The sequence below is a fragment of the Haemophilus parainfluenzae genome (genome assembly GCF_003252755.1).
Lineage (GTDB): Bacteria > Pseudomonadota > Gammaproteobacteria > Enterobacterales > Pasteurellaceae > Haemophilus_D > Haemophilus_D parainfluenzae_N.
Map to the genome: position 1 here is coordinate 1 of NZ_QEPT01000027.1, position 291 is coordinate 291.

The window sequence follows — 291 nt, forward strand, 5'->3', positions numbered from 1 at the left end:
CATCTTTCACTTCAGCAGCTTTATCTTCAGCTTCATCTTTTAACTCAGCCGCTTTATCAGCAGCTTCATCTTTTACTTCAAAAACTGCATTTTTTACTTCAGCAACTTTATCTACAACTGCATCTTTGAATTTAACTACTTTGTCTACAACTGTATCTTTTGCTTCTGAAGCCGCTTCTTTTGCTTCTACAGTTTTATCTTCAGCTGCATCTTTTAGCTCAGATGCTTTATCTGCAGCTTCATCTTTTGCTTCTGAAACTGCTTTTTTTACTTCTTTTGCTTTATCTTCAG

1 pseudogene is annotated in these 291 nt (G+C 35.4%); it reads right to left on the reverse strand.

Going from position 1 to position 291, the window contains the following annotated elements:
• Window positions 1-291, reverse strand: a pseudogene (locus DPV95_RS10480) (histone); the annotation flags it as partial.